Origin of the sequence: Sorangium sp. KYC3313 (assembly GCF_052075895.1) — a bacterium.
Classification (GTDB): Bacteria; Myxococcota_A; Polyangia; order Polyangiales; family Polyangiaceae; genus Sorangium; species Sorangium cellulosum_B.
Genome location: NZ_CP197255.1, coordinates 3,944,097 through 3,959,736 on the forward strand (window position 1 = coordinate 3,944,097; position 15,640 = coordinate 3,959,736).

Sequence of the window (15,640 nt, forward strand, 5' to 3'; positions counted from 1 at the left end):
GGTGCGCCGTCAGCGGCAGAGCCCGCTCGTGGCGTCGCAGCGGTGCTCCGGAGCGCACGGCGAGAAGAGCGCGTCGGCGCGACAGTCGTCGACGCACAGGGCGCGCAGCCGATCGCACACGCGCCCTCCCGGGCACGGCACGGGGCAGTCTCTGGGAAGGCAGACCCCGTCGACGCACGCGACGCCCAGGGGACACGCGTAGTCCGGCGCGCACGGGGGCTCGGTCGGCTCCGTCGGGGGCGGCTCGCAGGACAGGGAGAAGTCGCCGAGATACCCCTGCGCGCCCGCTTCTGCCGCGACCTGATCGAGCGGCTGCCCTGCCAGATCGCGTACCGCGCTGGCGATGGCGACGCGATACGCGAGCCCGCCGACCCCCGCGAGCCTCGGCGTGGCGACGTTTGCGACGAGCCCTGACGGATCCATGGCCACCGAGATCGGCCCTGGATCTGGCGTGATCACGACGGCGCCCGGCGCGCGCAGGCTCGCCTCGTCGATGGGGCGCGAGAAGGAGATGACGAGCGAAGGCACGGCACATCCGAGCGCGGCGCCTCCATCGCTGGGCAAGACGCGCTCGACGCGAGGCGGCCTCACCTCCGGCCGCAGGTTGAAGGGGACCGTCATCCTCGGCGGCGGCGCCGCGAGGCGCGCCCCCATCAGCTCGCCGCGCGCGACGAAGCTGCCCGGCGCCGGGCTCGCCTGCAGGCCGAGCACCCGGATAGTGAGCGAGACGTCGGGTAGACCGCCCTGCTCGATGCGGATGATCGGGAGCCGCTCCCGCTCGATCGAGAGGGTGAATACGAGCTCGAGCGCCGCATCCACGTCGGCGTTCTTCACCTGCACGCCGCCCTGCGACCGCTCCTCGCCCGGGGCGTAAAGGCCCTCCTCGGCGTCGACGACGAGCACGGCCTGCTGGACGTGCGCGAGGAGCTGCTCGGTCGTGTTCACGTTCGGATCGGGCACGAGCATCAGGTCGAGCGCGGGCGGCTCCGCGCACCCTGCCGCGCCGAGCGCGAGCCCGGCGGCGCCGAGCGCGAGCGCGCGCCGGAGGGCGGGAGAGGGGCCCCTCGCGGCGTCCTGCCCAGGCTCGCGCGCCGGAGGATCGCGCCGGCGCCGGCTCATGGCGGGGTGAGCACCACGTCGGGGTCGCCCTCGCCGCTGCTCAGCGCGACGCCGATCCCGGCCGCGGCGCCGGCCGTCGCCGCGGCGGCTACGCCGACCCAGAGCCACGGCTCCTCGTACCAGGCGCGGCGCGGCCCCGGCGGGAGGGGCGCCCAGGGCTTCGCGAGCCGCTCGCCCAGCCGCTCGATCGCGGCGCGGAGCCGCGCCGGATCCGCGTCGTGCACGACCTCCTGCATGAGCTGCTCCCTCATCTGTGTCTCCACGTCGACGATCGCGCCGCGCACGAGCACGGTCGCGCCGAGCCCCGCGAGCTCGGTCCGGACGATCTTCGAGGCGCCGAGCGCGCGGGCCGCCTCCCGCACGCACGCGGCGTCGTCGGCGCAGCCGGGGCTGCGCGACAGCCGCGCCGAGAGCAGCGAGACCCGCGCGCCCCCGCGCCGCGCGAGCGCAGACGCCATCGCGCTGTCGCCGTCGACGCCCTCGACGCTCGCCTCGGTGGCCCATGCGGCGGGCATGAGCGCGACGTGGACGCCGGGCCGCGGCGTGCGGGGCGCCTCGCCGGTCGCCCCGGCGCACCCCGCGACGAGCGCTGGAGCGCCGGCGAGCAGCGCGATCAGCGCGAGCTCACGTCCGGAGGGCACGCCGGGAAAACCCAGCTGCAGGAGTCCCCGTCCGTCGGCGTGCATGCAGGGTAGATGCGGGTTCCGTCCGGGCATGTCCAGTATTCCGCGGGCGGCGGCTCACCACACGCGTCGACGCCGCAGACGCCGCTCACGTCCGGAGTGCACGTCGGGAAAACCCAGCTGCAGGAGTCCCCGTCCGTCGGCGTGCATGCAGGGTAGATGCGGGTTCCGTTCGGGCATGTCCAGTATTCCGCGGGCGGCGGCTCACCACACGCGTCGGCGCCGCAGACGGGCTGCCGGCACTCGCGGACTTCCCAGCCGCAGGTGCCATCCGGGTGAGGGATGCACCGGCCCGTGTTCCCGCCGATCGAGCCGTCGGCGCACTCCCAGGACGGCGTCCCGAGCGCGGGCCCGCACGCGTCGACATCGCACGTGAGGGCGCCGTCCGCGCACCTGACGAACGTGGTGTCCGAGCCCGCGCCGTAGAGCGGGGCGCAGTCGTCGCGCAGGAGACAGGCGGCTTCGTCGAGCCCATCGCACGCGATCCACGATGGGGTTGCGCCTGTCGTGGCGCCGCCGTTGACAGAGGTGCAGTTCACCATCGCAGCGAGCGCGGTGAGCGCGAGGAAGGCGGTGGCGAGTCGATTTCTCATGATCGTGTTCTCCTCGTCCTTTCAGGGTTGCCGGACCCTGTGCCCTGTAGCAATGGCCATTCCACCGCTTCCCGCGCCCATTCCTCGGGCGATCGCGCCGCTGGATCCGGCGCCGATCGTCACGCGCCGTTGACACCTGTCCACCGCCCGTGACAGGGGCCCGTTGCGGCGTGCGCGAACAGGGGCTCCCGGACGGGCCATGTCCACTTCTCCACCATTGACGACAAATGCACTGGTGTCGGGATCGGGCTCGACCTCGGTCAAGTCACGGTCTCGGAGGCGACGCTCTCTCGTTCCAGCACGCTCTCCCAGCGTCCACGCGGCGACCACCGTACTGGAAAAGCACCGTTGTGCGCCGCAAGGTGCTCGGTGACGCCGTGGAGCGTCTCGCGACGCGCCTCCCGGGCCAGACCAACGCCCGGACGGACACGTGTGCCCACGGCACGCCGAGGCGCCCCTTGGTGGCGCCCGATGGTCTTTCCAGCCGTCAACCCTCCCGGAGGTCAGGCCCGCTCCGGCCCCTTGCTGTCCTGGCTCTTCGGCCTGGGCGTGGCGTCGTCGGCGTCCGCTCGTTCCAGCCACGTTTGCGCCGCGCGCACGAGCGTCTTCACCTCGCGTCGGGAGAGGCCCTCGGCGCGCTTCAGGAACGCCTCGAGCGCCTCCCGAGCCTTCGCCGGCCGCCCTGCGTGGGCCTGTAGTCTCCCTTCGTGATAGAGCGCCTCCACGAGCGACGGAGTCAGCCGCAGCGCGCGTCGGGCGGCCGCGATGCCGGCGTCGATGTCGCCGCCGCCGGCGTGCTCGCGGAGCGCGCAGGTCGAGTCGGCGAGGGCGAGCTGGGCGCCGGCGTCGTCGGGGTTGGCTTGCGCGGCCGCCACGGCCTCGGCGTGGTGCGCTGCGCGCGCTTTCCCCTGCCGGATCTCACGCCGGCAGCGAGCGCAGTCGACAGCGTCGGCGTCGATCAGGAAGCGCAACGTCTCGTACCAGTACCGTTGCTCGGTCGCGCGAAACACGAAGTCTTCACCGCAGGTGCGACAGGGCCGCTGGCGATCGACGTAGAACAGCACCGGGCCGCCCATGCCGAACACCTGGCGCGAGACGTCGGCGCGCACGGCGCCGGGAGGGAGCTTGCGCACGTCGTCGGGGTGGAGGTCCCAGAGCGAGAAGCTGCGTCCCTCGGGCGTCGTCACGGTGCGCTCGAGCAGACGCAGCGCTCCGAATTCGGAGTCCCACACCCGCGCCTCGGGGGAGGCGGGCGATGGATCGCGGCGCGACCGGCGTCTGGCCATCCGGCAGGATAGCAAGATCAGGGCTCCAGCGCGAGGGCGGCTGCCGTCCTGCACCCGGGCCTCCTTGAAACGGGCGTCGCGTGTGCCCGGCCATCCGCGAAACCACGTCATGGATCAGGTCACTGGATACAGCCATCACCGCCACGACGAAGGTGCACAGCAACCGAAAGAGAGAGCGCTCGTCGAGATTCGCGGAAGTGCATGTATATAAAATCAGAGTGGAATTCGCCAAGAGGATCGGGCATGTTTGCCATGAGCTTACGCTCCCTGCTGTGCGGACCACGCTCTTTCGACCCAGGACCGAGCCATCACGACGCTCGCGGTCCCACCCTTTCGCTCTGCCGCGCTACACTTCCTCGCGCTGCGATCCGGCTTTTGATTTGCCTAGCTCTCGCGGGCCGAGCTCCAGGGCGTGCTCCGCGAGGAGCTGAACGGCTCCCCGGCCTGCGCGCCGTGGTGCAGGATCTCTCCCAGTCCGGCTTCACGGCCCAGCGCGGGTTCCCGGTCGAGTGCTCGGTCCGCGGCCTCGACTGGGGGGAGCTGACGAAGCACGGCCAGCGCATCCCGGACGCCCAGAGCGGCCTCGTCGTGGATCTCGACACGGACGACCAGCTCGGCATGCCCGAGCTCCGCATCGTGCGTGCCCGACCGCGTGCGCGCGGCGGACCTCGGCGTGAGCGTCGAGGCGAGCGCGACGACGCGGAACACGCTGATCGGCGGCGGGCGCATCGCCAAGTACAACGACAGCGGGCGCCGCATCGACGTCCGCGCGCGCCTGCTCGCGGAGCAGCGGAGCCGGCCCGAGGGCCTCGCGCGCATCCAGGTGAGGAGCGCGTCGGGGGGCGCTGGTGCCGCTCACGTCGGTGGTCAGCTACGAGGAGCTCCCCGCGCTGCAGGCGATCACGCGCCGCGATCGCGAGCGCGCGATCTCGATCGCGACGTTGATGGCCGCGGTCCCGTCGGCGCTGGCGCTCGGCCCCGGCGCCGAGATCCGGGCCCCGATGGCCGCCGCGGTCATCGGAGGACTGCTCGTCTCGACGGCGCTCAGCCTCCTCGACGACCACACGCTCTGCTACCGACAAGACGTGGAGTCGGACCGGCACGGTTTCCGCATCGGCCGCGGCAACATGACAGGCTGGCAGTAGGATTGTGGTCGGGCAGTCCGGCGATGGCCGTGGTCCGGCGCCCACCCCTCTTAACGCGGCGCTCCGAAGGAGCCCTGCCAGCCATGTCGTCCCTCGGGCCCGAAGATACCCGCGGGCCGGTCGATTGGAATTGACACCGGCAGTGTGAGCGTTCACATTCCAGTCGAGGACCACCCCTTTGTTTCGGCTTGCTCGGGTCCTCCTGAGTACCGAGCTCTTCGTCAACATGATCCATTCAGTCGATTTTTACACCGATCCTGTTCGCTCGGTCGTCGCGGAAGCGATTGCTGATCGATGGTGATCGGCGTTTTGCCAAGAGCGATCCAATAGAGGACGCGACAGCCCTCGCTTGTTCGACGGCTGTCGTGAAATCCTGGGTGCTGTCCACCGGAGACGACTTCGTCAAGAATCCGGCGATGCTGGCGAAGCGACAGGATGGCAAGCTCGGGAACGAGGGAACCTATGTTGCGGCGGGCCATGCTGAGGCGCTCCTCGGGCGCACCGGTGCCATCACATCGGCCCCGTCCGGGAGCTCGTCTGAGCCGGGTGGTAGGTGCTTTGCCAGGGAGGCGGATCCCGCAAGGAACGTTCTGTCACCTGAGGGGAGCGTGGCGAGCCGCCCTTGACACGCTCGAATCGTTTCGTTTCCTTTTCACCTGATTCCGGTACGTAGGAGACCTGTGATGCAAGATCAAACGTTCATCCGACTCGCCTTTTGTGTCACCCTTGCGAGCTGTGTCGCGATTTCGTGCGCCCCCGCCGAGTCCGACTCGAACAACGACGGAGGGGGCGGAGGCGGCGCAGGGGGCGTAGGCGGCGGAGCGACGGCGAGCGGCTCCGTCACAAGCGCGAGCGGCAGCGGCGTTTCGACCTCTAGCAGCACCACCGCGGCCGGGACCGGCGGTGACGACAGCGGCGGGAGCGGCGGGAGCGGCGGGGCTGACCCGACCGGCAGCGGCGGTAGTGGCGTGGGTGGCTGGCCCGAAGGAGCCATTCCCATGGGGAACGCGCCTGTGCGGAGCGCGGGGTGCGGCAAGGCAACCACGTTGACGACCAAGGAGTATACGATCTCGAGTTCGGGCCAGAATCGCGTGTACTACGTCGATATGCCCAAGAACTACGACATGAACAAGCCCTACCGGCTGTTCTACACCTCGCATTGGATCGGCAGCCGCTGGCAAGACGTCAAGGGGCAAGACTTCTACTTTCTCAAACCGCAGTTGGAGGCCGACGGAGAGCAAGCCATCTTCGTGGCCCCCTCCTCGGACGGTGCAACGTGGCAAGAGAAGGACCACGCGCTGTTCGACGACATCATGGCGCTCATGAATGAAAATGTCTGCTACGACACGACCCGCGTGTTCGCGACCGGCTTCAGCTTCGGAGGGATGATCACCTACTCGCTGTCGACGAACCATCAAGCGGAAATCCGTGCGGCCGTGGGCATCGCCCCGGCCAACTACAACATCTGGTTGCCTGAAAAGACGCGGAAGCCCATCGCTTGGATGCACACGACGGGCATGAGCGACGGGACTTGCCCCTGGGTGAACAACGAAGGTCAAAAGAGAGGGGCCAAGTTCATTGCCCTCGAAAAGGCCGAAGACAACGGCTGCACGATTCCGGACAACATCCCGACTTCGAACGGCGCGTACAGCTGCTTCGATTTCAAGGATTGCGATCCGGAACATCCGACGCGGGTGTGCACCTTCGGCGGCGGGCACACGAACATCGACGGCAATCCGAATTGGATTCCCATCGAGTCGTGGAAGTTCTTCAAGCAGTTCTGACCGACGTCCTCGCCGCGGACGGGACCCTCGCCCGCGCGCAGCGCCGCGCTCAAGGAGGCGACCTCGTCGCTCCGCAGGCGCTGCATGGCGAGGATTTGCTCGCGCACCAGCGCCCGGCGGCGGCGGAAGTCGACGCCGTGGTCGGGCTCGCCGGGATGTGGGTGTTCTCGGGGAGGTAGATCGCCGAGGCGCTCCGCTTCAATCCTTCAGGGCGCTTTAAGCCCCATGCATCTTGAGGCCGCGCTCGTCCATCACGGCCTTGTTGCGCGCCTCGCTCTTCGCGTACGCCGGGCGGGCTCTGACCCGCTCGGCATATCCGGTGAAGCTCGGGCGCGGCTCGAGCATCTTGAAGTCGAGCATGTACGCGATGGTGCCGCCGAAGATGACGTCGGCCATCGAGAACTCCTTGCCGAGGACGAAGTCACGGCCCGAGATGGCCGATTCCATCGTCGCGATCATGTCGTCGTAGTTGCCCCAACCGGCGGAGCCGGCGCGGAACTCCCAGTTGCCGACCTTGGCCATCGAGCCGGGCTCGATGACCGAGGGGGCGAAGAGCGACCAGCGAAAATACGTGCCGCGCGCCGCGTCGTCGAGCTTCGGCGCGAGGCGGCCCGGGGCATAACGATCCGCGAGATAGAGGCCGATCGCCGCGGATTCGGTGACGACGGTGTCGCCGTCGACGAGCACGGGCAGCTTGCCCATCGGATTGAGCTTCGTGACGTCCTCCTTCTTCTGGTCGCCGGCCATGATGTCGACGAACTTGAGCTCGTACTCGACGCCGACTTCCTCGAGCATCCACACAGTGTTGGCGGCGCGCGAAAACGGGTGGTGGTAAAGAACGATGGCCATGGTGGTGTCTGTTTCTCCGTTCGTTTCCGCCGGTCGGTCGGCGGCGCGGCGGAGGCTACCAGAGTCCGGCCCCGTTGGGCGCGGCGCCAGGTGCGGCAGGTTTGAATTCCTCTGCCCGCCGCGTTCATGGCTCGCGCCTCGGCGCGTGGCGAGCTCGACCGCTACCGGGCGATGATCACCGGCTCGAGCCGCGGCCACACGAGATGGCGCAAGCCGCCTCCATCGTGGGGCACACCGTGCCCCCGCAGCGCCGCCTCGCCCGGCGACGCGGCGAGGAAGGCCGGCGCCTCTGCGCTCGCCACCTTGAACAACGTGTCACTGGACCTTGAACAAGGCGTCACCGATGGTGACGTGCCATTCCCCGTCGAACCAGCGCCCGTGTCCGAGGTCGCTGCTGATCTCCTCCGGGGCGGCGCCGGGCCGCCCGATGTAACGCTTCTTGTTGTTGAGGAACATGACCTCGCCGGTGTCGCTGATGCCGTCGTGCCCGATGCGCAGCTCCTGCTGATCGAACTGGCTCGGCGTCGCGAAGTTGCTCAGCTGGTGCGCGTCGCCCGAGGGGGGCCGCAGCCATACCTGGTTGACGGCCCCGTCGCTCTTCAGGTAGGCCGCGTGCCCTGCGTGCAGCAGCAGCCCTGCCGCATCGCCGGTCCTGGAGTCGCCGAGGAACACCTCCGCGCCGTCGGCCGTGTAGAGGTAGCTCGAGCTCACGGATCCGTTCCACCACCGGCCGGCGACGTTCGTCCCGTCGGTGATCGGCCGTTGCAAGTAGCCGGGGTGGTTCCCGAGGCGGATCTCGCCCGGCCCGCGGATCCACGGCTCTTCGTGCGTGCTGTAGTAGGTGTCGCCTGACGCCGTGATGTCCGCCTGGAACGGCGACGCGCTGCCAGGGTCGAGCCACAAGCTCGTCTCGATGCCTGTCGAGAACGTGTGCACGATGGCCTCGTCGTCGTCGGCCCTCGTCCACAGGAGCGTATCTCCGTTCACCGCGTCGAGGCGGCCCTGCCTGGGCGTCCGGTCCAGCGCGCCGTCCTTCCACAGGAAGACGTATCCGTACCACGCTTGCATGGCGACGCCGGACGGCGTGAGCGCCCCGTAACCAGGCTTGTGCATCCAATCCTGGTGCAGCCGGAGCTCCCCGAGCCACGTCACCTGCTGCGTCACGCGATCGACGACGCCGATCTGGAGCGCGTGATCGATGAACAGGACGCGCGTCGCGTCGAAATCGAGGATGGCGCCGGGGGCGCGCTGGACGGCGGTGAGCTTCGGGCTCCGCTCGACGTAGACGCGCGGGAGCGCCCAGTCGTTGAAGCCGAGTCCCCCGCCGAGGGTCGGCCCGTACCAGACGGGGCCCACGTCGTCCATCGCCTCGAGCCTGATCGTGAGCACCTCGCCCGACTGAAGCGGCGAGGACAGGTGGTGCAGCACGTCCATCCTCCCTGGCACCGACGACGGGACGCCCACCAGCACCTCATCGCGCACCTGGCTCCGGACGCGCGCCTTGAACTGCGTGCAGGAATAGGGAGGCGTCCCCACGCACGTCGCAGCGATGCGGGTGTCCCCGGTGAGCGTGCGGTTTGGCCGCGGGCTCGCCACCCAGACGCTGGGCGGCGCGTACCTGTGCACGGTATACTGCCTCGTCGACGCCCTTCCGAGCTTGTCGTACGCGGTGAACGTCAAGGTGTGAGGGCCGTAGGGCACCGTGCTCGTGTCGATCGTCGCATAGTAGCGATCGTTGTAGTCGTTGAAGGTGAGCGGGGTCGTCACCCCTGCGTATTCCGCTTCGACGGAGTAGACGTCTTCGTAGGGTATCGCGGCGATGCTGACCTGGATGTTGTTGAAATCGGAGATCGCGCTCTTGTGATCTTTTCTCCAGGTGGTTCGCCCGAAGAACTGAATCTGGTCCAGGACCACCTCCGCCAGCGCGGAGGTGGTCGAGAGGGACATCCACGACGCGACCGCACAACCGACGACCGTCCGAGGGGAACGCATGGGGCCTCCGGGGCTGGTACGCGGCTCTGATGCCGCCGCGGTTCGCCCCGTTCAACCGGCGGGCCCGCGACGCGGCGGAAGCGGCCGGGGTCAGGAGGCGGTCAGTGGAAGCACACCTCGAGCGAGGGGCGGTTGCCGAGGATGTCGTGCTCGCTCGAACGGTAGCTGGTGAGCGCCGTCAGGTCCTCTTCCAGGAGGAAACCGTGGTTCGGGTGCACGCCGTCGACCCACGCCTGGACGAGCGCGGTCAGGTCGACGGTCGCGACGCCGGACGACGCCCCGAGGAACGTCGCCTCGACGGCCGGCTCGAAGCTGTCGGCGAAGTTGCTCCAGGTCACCGTGGACTCCGCCCAGGAGGCGTTGATTCGGTGCACCCGGATCTCGCCCGTGCCGGAGCTGTAGAGCGCGGTGCTGAACGTGGCGGACGCGACGGTGGCCCCGTACGGGATGGAGTCGAGCTCGAAGCGGTACAGCGCGTTCTTCTCCGCGCCGTTGCTCAGGCCCGTGTGGACATAGGAAGAGCTGCCCTCGTTGTAGCTCGGGTACAGCGCCCAGATCGCCGTGTCCGCCACCTGGCCGAAGGTGCCCCGCTGGATCGTCACGCAGGGGTCGCACGCGTCGCCGGCGCCGTCACCGTCGCTGTCGGCCTGGCCGGGGTTCGGCGTGGCCGCGCAGTTGTCGCAGGCGTCGCCGACGCCGTCCCCGTCGCTGTCGGCCTGGCTGGGGTTCGGCGTGGCCGCGCAGTTGTCGCAGGCGTCGCCCGCACGGTCCCCGTCGCTGTCGGCCTGGCTGAGGTTCGGCGTGGCCGCGCAGTTGTCGCAGGCGTCGCCTCGGCCGTCGCCATCGGCGTCGGCCTGGTCGTAGTTCCGCGTGGCCACGCAGTTGTCCGCTCCGTCGCAAACCCCATCATAGTCGTAGTCGTACCACCCTGGGCCTCTGCATTCGTCGCAGAAATCGCCGTACCCGTCGCCGTCGCTGTCGTCCTGGCCGGGGTTGGGGAGGCCCGGGCAGTTGTCCACCGAGTCGCAGGCCCAGTCGGCGTCGAAGTCGGTGTCCCCGGACGCGTAGCAGAAGTCGCACGCGTCGCCGTGGCCGTTCCAGTCGCTGTCTTCCTGGCCGGGGTTCGACGTGTCCGCGCAGTTGTCGCAGGGGTCGCCCACGCCATCGCCGTCTGTGTCGCGCTGGTCCGGGTTGTAGTCGTAGTCGCAGTTGTCCGCACCTCCGCAGAGCCCGTCATAGTCGTAGTCGTCCCATCCTGAGCAGGGCGCGCAGGCGTCCCCGAGCCCGTCACCGTCGCTGTCTTCCTGGCGGGAGTTCGGCGTGCCCACGCAGTTGTCGCAGGCGTCGCCGAACCCGTCGCCGTCGGCGTCGCTCTGGTCCGGGTTGGCGGTCGCGATGCAGTTGTCCGCCCCATCGCAGACGCCATCATCGTCGCTGTCGGCGTCGCTTTGGCCCGGGTTGACGGTCGCGACGCAGCTGTCCGCCCCATCGCAGAGGCCATCACTGTCGCTGTCGTCCGACCCCGGGCCCACGCAGCGATCGCAGGCATCACCAACCCCGTCGCCGTCGGCGTCGCTCTGGTCCGGGTTGTAGGCGTCAAAGCAGTTGTCGCACCCCGTGCCCGCACCCGCCATGACGCCGTCGCCATCTCTGGCCCCGCTCCCCATGAACTGGGCGGTGGACACGTAGCCGTCGCAAATATTCCGGTTGGCGCAGCGCACGCCGGTGCGGGTCGGGTTGGCGTCGAACAGACACGCTGACGCCGCCCCCTCGTCCGACGCGACGTCGACGCGCACGTAGCCCCACGAAACGTACTCATCACCGACCAACGCGACCTGGAAGTCGTTACAGATCGCGGGGTTGTAGAGCTCGAGCAACGCCGGATCGGTGATGCTCACCCGGAGCGGCGAGGCGTTGCACTCGCAGTCGTTCGAGCTTGGCACGGTGTCGAGCAGCGTGCCGTTCATGTACAGCGCGAAGCCGCTGGCCGCGACGCAATCGGCGTGGGCGATGGTGTACGTGATCGCGGTGGTGGCCGCGTGCGCCGCATCGGGCAGCAGCGCGAAGCCGAACGACAAGCCAAGCGTACGGAACAGCAAAAAGCCAATATTGCCTGGAAGGCGCATCGTTCCTCCTCGGTTTCGGGGCGCTCGCACCGGAGCGCACGCGGCAGCGAGCACACCCGCTCTGCCCGGAGACCCGCCGGGCCGCGCTGCGCCCGTCGAGCTGCACGGTCCAGAGCTCGTCGCTTCCCGCCCTAGATGCGACAGCGCTTGCCAAAATTCACCGTTCGGTGAGGATCGCCGCGGCGGGGTCGCTGGAGGCTCGAGCGCCACCGTCATGACGATGGCGGCCTCGACTCCTTCCGCAGCCGCGCGCGGACAGCCGACGGCGTCGCCTCGGTCTCGCGCCGAAACGCGCGCTGAAACGCCTGCACCGTGGCGAACCCGACGGCGTGGACGATCTGCTGGTTCGACAGCGTCGTCTCGCGGAGCAGGCGGCGCGCGTGCTCGGTGCGCAGCGTCGCCCGGTACGCCATGGGCGGCGCGCTCGTGGCCTCGAGGAACCGCCGGGCGAGCGTGGCGCGCGAGACGCCCACCGGGGGGCTCATCCGCGACGGCTGTAGACGCTCCTGTCGCGGGCCGCGCGCGCGGTCGGCGCCCGAGACACCGCGCGATCCCCGGCGTCCGTCGAACAACGGCATTGTCCGGGGGGCATCGGCCGGGGCATCATCCGCCCCCGGACACCCTCCGACCGCGTGGGCGCCCCCTGCGCTCCAGGCGAGCGCGGGGCCGTGCCCGGACGGGGATCTCCGGCCGATCCGCTCATGATCAGGCTCCTCTTCCGCCGCAGGATCGCCGAAGGCTACCGCAGGGAGCTCCTGCGCGTCTGGACCCCGTTCCTGCTCGTCGGCCTCACCGCCCTCGTCGCGACGTACCTGCTGTTCGTAGAGCCCCCGCCTCCCCGCCGGCTGACGATTGCCACCGGCCAGCCCACGGGCCGCTATCACGCCTTCGCCGAGCGGTACCGCGCGTACCTGGCCGGGTTCGACATCGCGCTCGAGATCCGCGAGACGGCGGGCTCGGCCGAGAACGTCGCGCTCCTGCTCGATCCGGCGAGCGGGGTCTCGGTGGCCTTCGTGCAGGGCGGCGCCATGCCGCCCGACGCGCGCGACCGCCTGAGCAGCCTCGCCAGCGTCTACCGCGAGCCGCTCTGGATCTTCCACCGCGGCGACCGGCCCTACGACCGCCTCACGGATCTGGCGGGCAAGCGGCTCTCGATCGGCCCCGAGGGGAGCGGCACGCGCGTGGTCGCGCAGCGGCTGCTCGCGGACAGCGGCGTCACCGCGGCCGGTCAGGCCGCGGCCGGCGCGCCCTTCGAGGGGCTGCCGGATCGGCAGGCGGCCGAGGCGCTCCAGGCCGGCCGCATCGACGCGGCCTTCTTCATCGTCGGCCCCGGCTCCGAGCAGGTGCAGCAGCTGATCCGCGCCGATGGCGTGCGCCTCATGACCCTGCGCCAGCACCAGAGCTACGCGCGCCGCTACCCCTATCTGACGAGCGTCGTGCTCAGCGAGGGGCTGCTCGACCTCGAGCGCAACATCCCGCCCGCGCCGAGCCCGTTGCTCGCCCCGCCGGCCGCGCTGGTCGCCAACGCGACGCTCCACCCCGCGCTGGTCCCGCTCCTGATCGAGGCGGCGCGCGCCGCGCACGAGCCGGGCAACCTCCTCGACGCGCCCGGCGAGTTCCCGTCCGCGCGGTTCGTGGAGGCGCCGCTCCGCCCCGAGGCGCGGCGTTACCTCGAGGAGGGGCCCTCGCTCCTGCAGCGCGTCCTGCCGTTCTGGCCTGCGTCGATGGTGAGCCGGCTGAAGCTCATGCTGCTGCCGCTGGCGACGGTGATCTTCTCCATCTTCAAGATCGCGCAGCCCCTGTACAACTGGCGGATCAGCGCGCGGATCTACCGCCATTACGAGATCTTGCGCCGCGCGCAGCGGGAGCTCGCCGGCCCGCCGGATCCGGCGCGGCGCGCGGAGATGATCGCGACGCTCCGTCAGCTGGAGGAGAAGCTCGCCACCGTATCGGTCCCGCTCGGGGCGATGGCGGCTCTCTACCAGCTTTACCTGCACCTCGGGTACGTGCGCCGGCGCCTCGAGGGCGAGCAGCCCTCGCTACCGCCGCCGCCGCCGCCGCCCGTCGCGTGATGTGTGACGCGTCACGCCGACGTTCCTGCGCGGTGATTCAGCCGTGGGCGGCGCGCAGCTGCGCGCGGACAGCCGACGGCGTCGCCCCGGTCTCGCGCCGAAACGCGCGCTGAAACGCCTGCACCGTGGCGAACCCGACCGCGTGGGCGATCTGCTGGTTCGACAGCGTCGTCTCGCGGAGCAGGCGGCGCGCGTGCTCGGTGCGCAGCGTCGCCCGGTACGCCATGGGCGGCGCGCCCGTGGCCTCGAGGAACCGCCGGGCGAGCGTGGCGCGCGAGACGCCCACCGTTCGCGCCAGGGTGTCGACGTCCCACGCGCGCGCCGGGTCGTGCACGAGCTCGGCGATCGCGCGGGCGACGACGACGTCCTGCGTGGCGCCGAGCGCGGCGAGCTTCGCGGGCTCGCGGTCGGCGAGCAGCCGCACGAGCTCGATGAGGATGAGCTCGAGCCAGCGACGGCGAGCCAGCCCCGCCCCCGGGCGCATCTCGTGCAACTCGCTCCGGAGGCGCGCCAGCGCGCCGGCAAACGAGGGCCGCGCCTCGATGGCCCGCGCGCCGGCGTGGATCACCGGCGGCAGGACCTGCAGCAAGGGGGCAAGCGCGTCGTGCTCGAACCGGAACACGCCGCACAGCGCGCGCGCCGTGGTGGCGCCGCGGCCGAGCACGCGCTCGCCGTCCTCCTCTCGCGAGACCTCGAGCCACCGGTCGAGGAGCACGGGCTTCGCCCTCGCGTCGCCGTGGTCGACGCGGTGCCCCACGTTCGGTCGCACCAGCGCCACGTCGCCCTGGTAGAGCGAGACAGCCTCTCGCCCGGCGCGCAGCACGCAGCTCCCCTCGGTCACGTGGTGGAGCACCAGGATCGGACGCGCCGGAAGCTCGAGCGCCCAGGCCCCCCGCGCAGCGGTCCGGCAGACGAGCTCGGACGAGAGCTTGGCCGCGAAAAATCGGCTCGACAGCGGGTCATCCTGGTACATGGCGCGAGCCTAACGATGATCCAGAACACGCGCAATGTGAGCGTCTGGGGACATTCGTTGCGCGCGCCGGCCATCGCGGGCGCGTCCGCCGAGGGCTACATCCAGCCCATGAACGACGCCACCATCGCTTCCTCCGCCTCGTCCCTCCCGTCGCGCCGCCTCGGCGGCGCGGGCATCGCCACGCTGCTCACCGGCCTCACGCTCTGCTTCATCGGCGCGCGTTTCCTGGTTGTCCCCGGCGCCGCGGCTGCGGCCTTCGGCGTGCCGCTCGCTGGCCTCGCCGCGTACGCTGTCGCCAAGGGAGCGCGCGACCTCTCCGTCGGCGCCTTGCTCATCGCCTTCACGCTCCTTGGCGAGCGGCGCGCCGCGGCGCTCGCGCTGCTCCTCGGCTCCGTGATCCCCGTCGTCGACGGAGCCATCGTGCTCGCGTGGCGCGGCGCTCACCCGGGCTACCTCGCGATCCACTGGGGCACCGCCGTGTTCTGCGTCGCGCTCGGCGTGCTGCAGCTCCGCCGCCGTGCGTGACCCTACCGAGTGCCTGAAGGAGTCCTATCGGGGCGATGGTCGATCACAGGGAGTGAACGCCGAAATGAGGAAATCGTACAGCGCAGCACACGTCCAGATGATCCTCGGAGTGGTCTCCGGGCTGTTCTACCGCTCCCGCTTCCGCCACGGCCTCCGCTTCGTGCCGCTCTTGCGCTTCCGTCCCTCTTTCGACGTGTCCCTGCCCTGCTAGGGCGACAAACGTGTTGAAACTGCCTGAAAAGCGCAGAATTTCAACCGCCAAGACGCCATAAGACGCCAAGATTTTTTTTTTTTGGCGTCTTATGGCGTCTTGGCGGTTCATTCCTCGCTTGATCAACGTGATCGATGTTCTATCAGGCTGCTCCTATCGGAAGCCAATCACTTGCCAGCGCCGGCAGAGGACGAGGTGCACGGGGTCGCTGGGCGGTGCTCCGCGGGATCCGGGAACGGGCGTCCCGCGCCCTGGGCGCCGGGGCGCGGCGCTCTCGTCGCG

The 15,640-nt window shown here is 70.1% G+C and carries 15 protein-coding genes and 1 pseudogene; 5 read left to right on the top strand and 11 right to left on the bottom strand.

The annotated features are described in order from the left end of the window. Nucleotides 1-9 precede the first annotated feature (9 nt). The 4 genes from ACSRUE_RS15335 to ACSRUE_RS15350 all read right to left on the bottom strand — a co-directional run bounded on the left by ACSRUE_RS15335 (nucleotide 10) and on the right by ACSRUE_RS15350 (nucleotide 3,627). Nucleotides 10-1,119: an Ig-like domain-containing protein gene (locus tag ACSRUE_RS15335; RefSeq protein ID WP_441291643.1), complete on the bottom strand. Its 1,110-nt coding sequence runs from the start codon at nucleotides 1,117-1,119 to the stop codon at nucleotides 10-12. Next, nucleotides 1,116-1,760, bottom strand: coding sequence for a hypothetical protein (locus ACSRUE_RS15340; RefSeq protein ID WP_441291644.1), 645 nt, complete (start codon nucleotides 1,758-1,760; stop codon nucleotides 1,116-1,118). Before ACSRUE_RS15340 ends, ACSRUE_RS15335 begins: the two co-directional genes overlap by 4 nt. Then, nucleotides 1,733-2,395: a hypothetical protein gene (locus ACSRUE_RS15345; RefSeq protein ID WP_441291645.1), complete on the bottom strand. Its 663-nt coding sequence runs from the start codon at nucleotides 2,393-2,395 to the stop codon at nucleotides 1,733-1,735. Before ACSRUE_RS15345 ends, ACSRUE_RS15340 begins: the two co-directional genes overlap by 28 nt. 503 nt (nucleotides 2,396-2,898) lie before the next feature. Continuing rightward, on the bottom strand, nucleotides 2,899-3,627 hold the full coding sequence (locus ACSRUE_RS15350; protein ID WP_441291646.1) for a zinc-ribbon domain containing protein: 729 nt from the start codon (nucleotides 3,625-3,627) through the stop codon (nucleotides 2,899-2,901). A gap of 442 nt (nucleotides 3,628-4,069) precedes the next feature. Here ACSRUE_RS15350 and ACSRUE_RS15355 point away from each other — a divergent pair. From ACSRUE_RS15355 to ACSRUE_RS15365, 3 genes and pseudogenes are all read left to right on the top strand, one after another. After that, nucleotides 4,070-4,616, top strand: a pseudogene (locus ACSRUE_RS15355) (efflux RND transporter permease subunit); the annotation flags it as partial. Between the two features lie 893 nt (nucleotides 4,617-5,509). Then, on the top strand, nucleotides 5,510-6,610 hold the full coding sequence (locus ACSRUE_RS15360; RefSeq protein ID WP_441291647.1) for an alpha/beta hydrolase family esterase: 1,101 nt from the start codon (nucleotides 5,510-5,512) through the stop codon (nucleotides 6,608-6,610). Further along, the gene (locus ACSRUE_RS15365) at nucleotides 6,586-6,789 is read left to right on the top strand and encodes a hypothetical protein (RefSeq protein WP_441291648.1); all 204 of its coding nucleotides are present in this window, start codon (nucleotides 6,586-6,588) and stop codon (nucleotides 6,787-6,789) included. Before ACSRUE_RS15360 ends, ACSRUE_RS15365 begins: the two co-directional genes overlap by 25 nt. Before the next feature lie 37 nt (nucleotides 6,790-6,826). Here the strand turns inward: ACSRUE_RS15365 and ACSRUE_RS15370 are convergent, their stop codons facing one another. From ACSRUE_RS15370 to ACSRUE_RS15390, 5 genes are all read right to left on the bottom strand, one after another. Further along, a complete protein-coding gene (locus ACSRUE_RS15370; protein WP_441291649.1) occupies nucleotides 6,827-7,459 on the bottom strand; it encodes a glutathione S-transferase family protein in 633 nt (210 codons plus the stop codon). 161 nt (nucleotides 7,460-7,620) lie between these two features. After that, on the bottom strand, nucleotides 7,621-7,761 hold the full coding sequence (locus ACSRUE_RS15375; RefSeq protein ID WP_441291650.1) for a hypothetical protein: 141 nt from the start codon (nucleotides 7,759-7,761) through the stop codon (nucleotides 7,621-7,623). 13 nt (nucleotides 7,762-7,774) lie between these two features. Then, nucleotides 7,775-9,451, bottom strand: coding sequence for a hypothetical protein (locus ACSRUE_RS15380; RefSeq protein ID WP_441291651.1), 1,677 nt, complete (start codon nucleotides 9,449-9,451; stop codon nucleotides 7,775-7,777). 101 nt (nucleotides 9,452-9,552) lie between these two features. Next, entirely contained in the window at nucleotides 9,553-11,577 is a 2,025-nt protein-coding gene (locus ACSRUE_RS15385) for a thrombospondin type 3 repeat-containing protein (RefSeq protein ID WP_441291652.1), read from the bottom strand. 212 nt (nucleotides 11,578-11,789) lie between these two features. After that, nucleotides 11,790-12,062: a helix-turn-helix domain-containing protein gene (locus ACSRUE_RS15390; RefSeq protein WP_441291653.1), complete on the bottom strand. Its 273-nt coding sequence runs from the start codon at nucleotides 12,060-12,062 to the stop codon at nucleotides 11,790-11,792. Nucleotides 12,063-12,278: 216 nt separating this feature from the next. On the opposite strand from ACSRUE_RS15390, the gene ACSRUE_RS15395 reads away from it, so the two are divergent. Further along, nucleotides 12,279-13,649, top strand: a complete 1,371-nt coding sequence (locus tag ACSRUE_RS15395) for a TAXI family TRAP transporter solute-binding subunit (RefSeq protein WP_437294446.1) — start codon at nucleotides 12,279-12,281, stop codon at nucleotides 13,647-13,649. Between the two features lie 37 nt (nucleotides 13,650-13,686). Here ACSRUE_RS15395 and ACSRUE_RS15400 read toward each other — a convergent pair whose 3' ends face one another. After that, nucleotides 13,687-14,622 (bottom strand): cupin domain-containing protein, encoded by a 936-nt coding sequence (locus ACSRUE_RS15400; protein WP_441291654.1) that lies wholly within the window; start codon nucleotides 14,620-14,622, stop codon nucleotides 13,687-13,689. Nucleotides 14,623-14,637: 15 nt separating this feature from the next. Between ACSRUE_RS15400 and ACSRUE_RS15405 the strand changes: the two genes are divergently transcribed. Further along, nucleotides 14,638-15,147: a DUF4267 domain-containing protein gene (locus tag ACSRUE_RS15405; protein WP_441291655.1), complete on the top strand. Its 510-nt coding sequence runs from the start codon at nucleotides 14,638-14,640 to the stop codon at nucleotides 15,145-15,147. Between the two features lie 43 nt (nucleotides 15,148-15,190). On the opposite strand, the gene ACSRUE_RS15410 is transcribed toward ACSRUE_RS15405, so the two are convergent. Further along, nucleotides 15,191-15,469, bottom strand: coding sequence for a hypothetical protein (locus tag ACSRUE_RS15410; RefSeq protein ID WP_441291656.1), 279 nt, complete (start codon nucleotides 15,467-15,469; stop codon nucleotides 15,191-15,193). Nucleotides 15,470-15,640 lie beyond the last annotated feature (171 nt).

Excerpts from the sequence above, each read along its gene's own strand:
- ACSRUE_RS15335 (WP_441291643.1), bottom strand. The coding sequence starts at position 1,119 with ATGAGCCGGCGCCGGCGCGATCCTCCGGCGCGCGAGCCTGGGCAGGAC.
- ACSRUE_RS15360 (WP_441291647.1), top strand. The coding sequence starts at position 5,510 with ATGCAAGATCAAACGTTCATCCGACTCGCCTTTTGTGTCACCCTTGCG.
- ACSRUE_RS15385 (WP_441291652.1), bottom strand. The coding sequence starts at position 11,577 with ATGCGCCTTCCAGGCAATATTGGCTTTTTGCTGTTCCGTACGCTTGGC.
- ACSRUE_RS15370 (WP_441291649.1), bottom strand. The coding sequence starts at position 7,459 with ATGGCCATCGTTCTTTACCACCACCCGTTTTCGCGCGCCGCCAACACT.
- ACSRUE_RS15410 (WP_441291656.1), bottom strand. The coding sequence starts at position 15,469 with ATGAACCGCCAAGACGCCATAAGACGCCAAAAAAAAAAAATCTTGGCG.
- ACSRUE_RS15400 (WP_441291654.1), bottom strand. The coding sequence starts at position 14,622 with ATGTACCAGGATGACCCGCTGTCGAGCCGATTTTTCGCGGCCAAGCTC.
- ACSRUE_RS15405 (WP_441291655.1), top strand. The coding sequence starts at position 14,638 with ATGATCCAGAACACGCGCAATGTGAGCGTCTGGGGACATTCGTTGCGC.
- ACSRUE_RS15395 (WP_437294446.1), top strand. The coding sequence starts at position 12,279 with ATGATCAGGCTCCTCTTCCGCCGCAGGATCGCCGAAGGCTACCGCAGG.
- ACSRUE_RS15380 (WP_441291651.1), bottom strand. The coding sequence starts at position 9,451 with ATGCGTTCCCCTCGGACGGTCGTCGGTTGTGCGGTCGCGTCGTGGATG.
- ACSRUE_RS15390 (WP_441291653.1), bottom strand. The coding sequence starts at position 12,062 with ATGAGCCCCCCGGTGGGCGTCTCGCGCGCCACGCTCGCCCGGCGGTTC.
- ACSRUE_RS15345 (WP_441291645.1), bottom strand. The coding sequence starts at position 2,395 with ATGAGAAATCGACTCGCCACCGCCTTCCTCGCGCTCACCGCGCTCGCT.